This is a genomic window from Suilimivivens aceti, from assembly GCF_025567405.1.
Classification (GTDB): Bacteria; Bacillota; Clostridia; order Lachnospirales; family Lachnospiraceae; genus Suilimivivens; species Suilimivivens aceti.
This window is the reverse complement of record NZ_JAOQKJ010000002.1, coordinates 363604-368738: the sequence shown is the minus strand read 5'-3', so window position 1 is coordinate 368738 and position 5135 is coordinate 363604. Positions and strand designations below refer to the sequence as shown.

The window sequence follows — 5135 nt, the reverse complement described above, 5'->3', positions numbered from 1 at the left end:
CAATCTACCGGGAAGAAGGTAAACTGAAAGAGCTCTCTTCCGAAGAAAGACTTGCGCAGCGTCAGGTGGTCATCCGGCCCCTAGTAGATGCTTTGTTTGCGTACCTGAAACAGAAAAAAGAACAGATCGTGGTAAAAGGAAAACTGCAAGCAGCCTTTACCTACCTTCTGAATCAGGAAAAATACCTCCGGGTATTTCTGGATGATGGAGACGTTCCGATGGATAATAATGCTTCGGAACGTGCCATTCTGGGATTCTGCATTGGAAAAAAGAACTGGCAGGTGATTGATACCATAAACGGAGCCAAGACATCTGCTGTGATCTACAGTATCGCAGAAACAGCAAAGGCAAACAACTTAAAACCCTATGAGTACTTTGAACATTTGCTGACCGTGATCCCAGAACACATGGAAGACACAGACCGCAGCTTTTTGGAAGAGCTGCTCCCCTGGTCATCAGCGCTGCCGGAAAACATTCGAAAATAAAATTTACAGCAGGCCGCAAAAGCGGCTTATAGTTGTCAAGGTACTTGCTATGGTGCATTTACGATAAAAATGAATATGATTTGTGGTGAAAGAAGTTCCTTCGGGGACTTCTTTACTTACGTAAAATTGTCGGTTTGAGTGTCGGTTAAATGTCGTTTTGTTTAGACGGCACATCCCTACCAGTTTACAGAACCGGACAGGTTGATTATTATAAAAACGTAAAGTTCGTTGATAAATTACACGACAAGTGGTATACTATTCCTATATTAAGAATAAAAACGTAAAAACTGTTAATAAATTTGGAGGCACTCATGAAACTTCTTCGTATTACAGCGGAAGGATTACCGCTATTCAAGGAAAAGCTTGATTTGACTTTTTATGCGCAGCAGAGAATCGCAGAAGAACAAAAGAGTATTCTGTATCCGTTATTTTCAAATATTTATTTAAATTCTGCAACTGGTTTTATTGGTATCAATGCATCCGGTAAGACATCTGTATTAAAGGTTATTCTGCTTGCTCTAGAAATAATCAATAATGAGCCAATTAACCACATTGAAACCAGAGATATATTGGGAGACGCAAAAGAAGTTAAATTGAATATGTATTTCTTTTCCGGAAAGACGAATGAAATTTGTCGATTGGAAACGCTTATTGCATCCAAGAAAAGTAAGTCAGAAGGGACAAATTACAGTATTGTCTCAGAGTCTTTATGGAAAAAGAATGTAGTTGAAGTGACTACCCGCAAGGCAATGCTTGATTTTGAGGGAAAAGAGCCGGCGATAATCAGGAGCAGCCAGGAAGAATTTTTATCCGAAGATGTAAGTATTATGATTGCCAGGAATAAAAAGACAAAGGAACATATACGTATAGTAAATCTTTTGAAATATACAAATGAAAATGTTCTTCCATTCTCAGAAGATATTCCTACAGAGGTCATTACATTCTTGGATCCGACAATTGAGAGGTTGCATTTTGATGAAAATGACAATAAGACACTAATCCATCTGAAATTCAAGGGAAAAGAGGAAATTCTTCTTAATAATCCGGTGGAACTGAACAACTACCTTTCATCAGGTACGGTAAAAGGAATGATTACTTTTACCCTTGCGCAGGAAGTATTGCAAAAAGGTGGGTATATTGTTGTAGATGAAGTAGAGAACCATTTCAATAAAGAAATTGTTACGACACTGATGCGATTCTTCATGGACAGCAAGCTGAACAAAAAAGGTGGTATACTTATCTTTTCTACACATTATCCGGAATTACTTGATGAGTATGATCGTAATGATAGCATATTTATTACCAGAAATCGTAATGGCATCACAGTAGAGAATCTATCAAATATACTGAAAAGAAATGATATCAAGAAGAGCGATGCATACCAGAGCGGTTTTCTTGAAGGTACGACTCCGACATACGAGGCATATATGCAGCTAAAGAAGAGTATCGCTGCCTTTCTTGCATAGGAGGTACCCATGGAATTAGCAAAATATAAGGCATGTATCTGTGAGGGCGCAGCTGAAACTGCCATTATAGATATACTCTTGGATTATGGGCTCCTGATTTTTTCCCGAGAAGAGATGATTGAGGAAGAAGTGATCCGCTGTCGGGAAGGCAAGAAGTTTGAAGAAAAATATTTGAGAAAAGGATTTATGGATAAGATTTCTGTTATTAGAATTCTTGACTCAAGACGTGAAAACTTTAAGCTCAGTAAGGCATACGCTGGCAAGGTGGATGTGATTAATGTTATTACGGCACCGGAAATAGAGATGCTAATCATCTTTAATGAGAATAAGTATAAGGAATTCAAGAAAACCGGGAAGAAACCCAGCAGTTTTTGCAAAGAGGATTTGAAGATGACGGAGGTAAAGTCCTATGATTTTATGAAAACGTACTTCAGCGATCCGAGGATTCTTGTTACGACAATAAAGAAATATCATGAAATGTCAAAAGTTCAAAAGGGTGAATATACATTGCTGGACTTGTTACGATAATATTTATTGAAATTTGGAAAGGCGCTTGCAGAAATGTAAGGAGTTGAATTATTCAGATGTCATGGTAGGAGAGCATTATTACGAATGCTTTAGATAGCGTCACAGAAGGCAGTAAATGGGAAAATATTGATGACTTGACAGAAGAATTTATAATTGGGTGGCAAGGAAAATGAAGTAGAAGAAATGGTCAGCGTGTGATGAAGATGCAGGTAAATATTTGTTTTGAGAAAAAACGGGTACTTGATTTCTCAAGCACACCAAGCCAGTAGTACTGATCATTGACGAGTGGCTTCTCCTCAAACTGACGGAAGCCGAAGCCAGAAACCTTTTTGAACTGATACACAAAAGACGCAAGAAATCATCCACGATCTTTTGCTCGCAGTTCCGCGAAAGTGAATGGTACCAACAAATCTGTGGCGATGAAAGTACCCTGGCAGATGCCATTATGGATCGTATAACGTATGACTCATATAAAATCGATATTGAAAGCATTGATCCATCCAAAGATCTCTCTATGCGAGAAGTATATGGATTAGATCCTGCAATGGCAAAGTAACTTATTATACTAGAGAACGGAGTGGTGTGAAAGAGGTCAAATATGATGAAGGAAAGAATTACGAAAAACGGAATTAGTGGGAGCTTGTATTCTTTTTTCGAAAAGGAATCTTGACGGCCACAATAAAAGTTGTATAATGACAGTAACAGAACCCACCACGCCTCTGATTTTTCATGCGCAACCCGGTGGGACTTTTTCATTTATAGGGTGTTTATGTATCAATATACAAAACAAATTTTAACAATAGAACAGCAGGTACAATCATATATTGATGTAGGAATGGTAATTACTTCTCGTGCGGACGTAGAAAAGGCATTAAAGTCCGTTGGATTTTATCGTTTGCGTGGATACTCGTTCCACTTATATGATAATGCTACAAAGAAGTATGTTCCAGGAACAAAGTTTGAAGATATTTTAAAGTTGTATTAATTTGATCAGGAATTATCTGCTTTGATTTTTTCAATGATTTCCAAGATTGAAGTGGCTTTGAGAGTACGATTGGTGGAAGCGTTACTAATACACGGAGAGCCACTTGTATTGCAGGATTCATCGATTTTTAAAGAGAAAAAACTGTATTGGCAGAATATGTCTACTGTAGCGTCTGAAATTGCTCGCTCTAATGATGTGTTTATCAAACATAATTTTGACAATCATGATGGAGAGGTGCCTGTATGGGCAACTGTTGAAGTTCTTTCATTTGGTACGCTATCGAAGATAATTAAGAATTTGAAAACAGGTACTGGAAGTTCGTATTCTATATTGACCACTAATTACCAGTATAAATCGAAAAAAGGGAATTTGGTAAATCCATCACAGAAAATGCTTGCTTCATGGATACAGGGCGTTTCAGTATTGCGTAATATGTGTGCTCATAATTCCAGAATTTACAATCGCACAATACATACGACACCGGAAATTCTGAATGCAGATAAGGTCACACCACCGCCAGCACATAACGGTTTGTATCAAATCCTACTGGCAATGAAGTATCTGCGTTCATCCGATGAGGAGTGGACAGTATTTGTTGATGCTTTTGATAAGCTGATTCAAAATAATATTGGTGTAGTCAGTCTTACAGCAATGAATCTTCCGGCGGATTGGAAAGCACATCTAAGTGTATAAATGAAGCAGAGCTGCATAAAATAGTAAAGCAGACCTAACCAAGCATTTTTTGCTCAAACCGGTTAGGCTTTCGGCGGAGTGTTACGATAAGCACTTCGCCATTCTTATTTTGATAAAACATTCATAATAAAGGCAGAATGCTTGCATTGATATACCTGTTGCTGATTTCATGAGCTGTCATGGAACTGCTCTCATGAGCTGTTGCTGAACTGCTCAGTTTTGCGTCATGAACGTCGTATGGGTTATCGCCGCCGGAGATTTTCTTCGGCGGCGTTCGCTTACTCATTCACAACAAGCATTTCGTGTTCTGCCACATAGCTGACCATTTGGTCATCGACCAGCCGCTTTTGCGTCTGACTGGCATACATCAGGCTCTTTTCGCAGACGCGGTTTACCATCCGCGGAATAATGGTAAGGAGCAGGTGATTTGTACTGCTGATAAAGCTAATGCTTATCCGGTTACTGTGAAGAATGCGATGCAGGGAAAGAAATGCTTTGAATCCTTTGAGGCAGTCCTTGGAAAATATACCATTGGCAGAACCTACAACATTCTTCCAAACGGTAAAAGACTCTATAAGATGGACAAGGCAGTAACCATCACTTTTTCAATTCCAAAGGAATTGCAGGCTGCTGGTCATGGATTCGAAATGATATGTGTGACGGAAAAGGGAGTTCCGATAATCTTAAAGGATCAGGATAAGGATCCTGCACCTATTACTATCTCAACAGATAAGTTCTATGCCTTTGCACTTGCTTATAAGGATGCGAAGGTAAAGACGAAATAAGTAAATTCTATCCCCGCAAGGCCTGGCTCTGCGGGGATATTTATATGTGAAGCCTGCTTACACGGTGTGGACTATAGAAAAGATTCACGTGAAGCTTTACAAAATTTTTATAGATGAACTGATGTAGATATGTGTTTATAAATTAAATATTATAAAACGATAAACTGACCAAAATATATTGCTGCTAAATGAA

At 38.6% G+C, this 5135-nt stretch carries 4 protein-coding genes and 2 pseudogenes; all 6 read left to right on the top strand.

Annotated elements, in window-relative coordinates:
- On the top strand, positions 1–485 hold a 485-nt coding region (locus tag OCV77_RS03455; RefSeq protein ID WP_262573352.1), incomplete at its 5' end, for an IS66 family transposase.
- A 311-nt stretch (positions 486–796) separates the two neighbouring features.
- Positions 797–1951, top strand: coding sequence for an AAA family ATPase (locus OCV77_RS03450; RefSeq protein WP_262573349.1), 1155 nt, complete (start codon positions 797–799; stop codon positions 1949–1951).
- 9 nt (positions 1952–1960) lie between these two features.
- Positions 1961–2479, top strand: a complete 519-nt coding sequence (locus OCV77_RS03445; protein WP_262573348.1) for a hypothetical protein — start codon at positions 1961–1963, stop codon at positions 2477–2479.
- Between the two features lie 250 nt (positions 2480–2729).
- Positions 2730–3035, top strand: a pseudogene (locus OCV77_RS16615) (ATP-binding protein); the annotation flags it as partial.
- A 213-nt stretch (positions 3036–3248) separates the two neighbouring features.
- A pseudogene (locus OCV77_RS03435) lies at positions 3249–4157 on the top strand (Abi family protein).
- A 326-nt stretch (positions 4158–4483) separates the two neighbouring features.
- Positions 4484–4942, top strand: coding sequence for a hypothetical protein (locus OCV77_RS03430; RefSeq protein ID WP_262573346.1), 459 nt, complete (start codon positions 4484–4486; stop codon positions 4940–4942).
- Positions 4943–5135 lie beyond the last annotated feature (193 nt).

Excerpts from the sequence above, each read along its gene's own strand:
- OCV77_RS03450 (WP_262573349.1), top strand. The coding sequence starts at position 797 with ATGAAACTTCTTCGTATTACAGCGGAAGGATTACCGCTATTCAAGGAA.
- OCV77_RS03445 (WP_262573348.1), top strand. The coding sequence starts at position 1,961 with ATGGAATTAGCAAAATATAAGGCATGTATCTGTGAGGGCGCAGCTGAA.